2 protein-coding genes are annotated in these 3,119 nt (G+C 38.1%); one reads left to right on the top strand and one right to left on the bottom strand.

What is annotated here, in order from left to right:
* Nucleotides 1–217: 217 nt before the first annotated feature.
* On the bottom strand, nt 218–838 hold the full coding sequence (locus tag EDC17_RS16615) for an OmpH family outer membrane protein (RefSeq protein WP_132779342.1): 621 nt from the start codon (nt 836–838) through the stop codon (nt 218–220).
* A 181-nt stretch (nt 839–1,019) separates the two neighbouring features.
* Between EDC17_RS16615 and gyrB the strand changes: the two genes are divergently transcribed.
* A complete protein-coding gene (gene gyrB, locus EDC17_RS16610) occupies nt 1,020–2,978 on the top strand; it encodes a DNA topoisomerase (ATP-hydrolyzing) subunit B (protein ID WP_132779340.1) in 1,959 nt (652 codons plus the stop codon).
* Nucleotides 2,979–3,119 lie beyond the last annotated feature (141 nt).

Here is a 3,119-nt window from a genome sequence, read left to right as displayed (position 1 = left end):
ATTCATCAAAGGTTGGTGGAAAGGCCATCAATTGATGCTGATAGTAGGGTTTGAAATTAGGTAATTTCCGAGACATAATCATCGATTTTTAATACGTAAATATATGAAGATCAAATGATTATATCAATAAAAATAAGAGGAAATATAACACAAAAAAAAAGACTGTACCACTTATTTATGATACAGCCCCTTTTAAATTTAGTCCGCTAGGAATAGTTTATTTTTTTGCTGTGTTCTTAGCTTTATATTCTTTATTCAACGCTGCTACTACTTCTTTCGTAATATCTAACTTCGCGTCTGCATAGATCACTGCTGGATTGGTTTGAGAATATGTCAATACATATTGGTAACCATTCTCCTGAGCGTGTTTTTTCAAATATTCTGTGATCGTATTGTATACTGCAGTCATTTCAGTTTGCTCATCTTGTGCCAATGATGACGATGCATTTTGGTTCAATTGTGCTAGCTCTTGTTGTTTGCGTGCCAATCTTTCTTCTGTAGCTTGACGCTCTGAAGCGCTCATTGTCGGAGCTTTTTGTTCTGCTTCAGCAAGTTCTCTTTGGAAAGCTTGACCTTTAGATTGCAAGTTTTCTTGTGCTTTCTTTGCTTTGCCTTCTAATTTCGTTTTTGCGTCTTTGAAGTATTCGTATTGCGCTGATAAAGTATCTGCATTTACATATACGATTTTGTTAGACACTTTGTCAGAAGCTACATTAGATGATGTGCTATCACCTTTTGTTGCTGAGGTACCTGAAGTATTTTGGTTACATGAAGCAGCTGCTGTCATGATAGCTATACCTAATGTCAATTTAGATACGTTTGATAAAAATTTATTCATTTGATGTGTAATTTTCAGTTTAAGAAGCAAACCTACTATAAAAAAATTAAAATTCCATTTTTTGTGTTTTTTTTCAAAAATAAAGTAGCCATTTAGGTCGGATTTAAGTGCTCCAACTGTTGTTTAAGTTCTTAGTTTTTATTAACTTTGAATGTTAATTTAATCAGATTTTTTTTAATTCATGAGCGAAGAAAAAAACAATCCTACAGCGTATTCCGCGGACAATATTCAGGTATTAGAAGGATTAGAGGCGGTACGCAAGAGACCATCCATGTATATTGGTGATACAGGACCAAAAGGTTTACACCACTTGGTATATGAGGTTGTCGATAACTCCATTGATGAGGCTGTTGCAGGGTATTGTGATGACATCATTGTTACTATATATGAGGACAATTCCATCTCTGTAGAAGATAATGGTCGTGGTATTCCTACCGGAATCAACAAGAAAGAAAATAAATCAGCACTAGAGCTCGTAATGACTATACTTCATGCGGGAGGTAAGTTTGATAAAGATACATATAAGGTTTCTGGAGGTTTGCACGGTGTGGGTGTTTCCTGTGTGAATGCATTATCTACGCATTTGAAAGCAGAGGTGCATCGCGATGGCAAAGTTTTCAATCAGGAGTATGAGCGTGGTAAGCCACTATATGAGGTGAAAGAAGTAGGTACATCGGATAAAACAGGAACTATTGTGACTTTCTCTCCGGATCCTATTATTTTTACCCAAACTACGGTATATAATTACGACACCTTGGCTAATCGTCTTCGTGAGCTTTCTTTCTTGAACAAAGGAATCACCTTGACTTTGATTGACAAGCGTGAACAGAACGAAGATGGTTCAGACCGTAGCGATGTGTTCCATTCAGAAGGTGGTCTTCAAGAGTTTGTTAAATTCTTGGATGGTACACGTTCGGCACTTATCCCTAATCCAATTTATTTGGAGGGTATTAAGCAGGGAATTCCAGTAGAGCTGTCATTCCAATACAATGATACTTATTCAGAAAATGTTCACTCCTATGTGAATAATATTAACACAATCGAAGGTGGTACACACGTAGCAGGATTTCGTAGAGGTTTGACTCGTATCTTAAAAAAGTATGCGGATGAGTCAGGTTTGTTGAAAAACTCAAAAGTAGAAGTAACAGGTGATGACTTCCGTGAGGGACTTACAGCCGTTATTTCGGTGAAGGTGGCAGAACCACAATTTGAAGGTCAGACCAAGACAAAATTGGGTAATACCGAAGTAATGGGTGCTGTAGATGTGGCCGTAGGAGAGATTCTAGGTCAATATTTAGAAGAGAACCCAAGAGAGGCTAAAACTATTGTTCAGAAGGTGATCATCGCAGCTCAAGCGCGTGCAGCAGCACGTAAAGCGCGCGAACTCGTGCAGCGTAAAACTGTAATGAGTGGATCTGGGCTTCCTGGTAAGTTAGCGGATTGTTCGAGCAATGATCCTGCGCTATGTGAGATATTCTTTGTCGAGGGTGATTCGGCGGGTGGTACAGCCAAGCAAGGTCGTGACCGTAATTACCAAGCGATTATGCCACTACGTGGTAAGATATTGAACGTAGAAAAGGCCATGGAGCACAAAATCTACGAGAACGAAGAGATAAAAAATATGTTTACGGCATTGGGTGTTTCTGTTGGTACAGAAGAAGATCCAAAAGCATTAAATATAAATAAACTTCGTTACCACAAGATTGTAATCATGACGGATGCTGACGTCGATGGTAGTCACATTGCTACTTTGATTTTGACATTCTATTTCAGATATATGCGCGAACTTATCGAAAGGGGTTATGTATATATCGCGACGCCGCCATTGTATTTGGTGAAAAAAGGAAAAGATCATGAATACGCTTGGACTGAAGATCAACGCCTAGCAGCTATCCAACGCTTAAAAGGTGCTGGTAAAGAAGATTCTGTAAGTGTACAGCGTTACAAAGGTCTTGGAGAGATGAACGCGGAACAATTGTGGGAAACAACAATGAATCCAGATAAACGTACATTGAGACAAGTTACGATTGAAAATGCTGCTGAATGTGATCGCGTATTCTCCATGTTAATGGGAGATGAGGTTGCACCGCGTCGTGAATTTATTGAGAAAAATGCGAAATATGCTAAGATTGATGTTTAAGACATTTTAGCTTTAGAATATAGAAAGACCGATACTATCATCGGTCTTTTTTTTCTGAAAGTTTTTTTGTTTCTCCATCCTACATCAATACAAATGTCGACCAATATATTATTAAAGGTCTGTTAGATTGCTATAATTAGT

The organism is Sphingobacterium alimentarium (genome assembly GCF_004342685.1).
GTDB classification, from domain to species: Bacteria; Bacteroidota; Bacteroidia; order Sphingobacteriales; family Sphingobacteriaceae; genus Sphingobacterium; species Sphingobacterium alimentarium.
This window is presented reverse-complemented; position numbering and strand designations above follow the sequence as displayed.

Bases quoted from the DNA above. Each gene is read 5' to 3' on its own strand.
- EDC17_RS16615 (WP_132779342.1), bottom strand. From the start codon at position 838: ATGAATAAATTTTTATCAAACGTATCTAAATTGACATTAGGTATAGCT.
- gyrB (WP_132779340.1), top strand. From the start codon at position 1,020: ATGAGCGAAGAAAAAAACAATCCTACAGCGTATTCCGCGGACAATATT.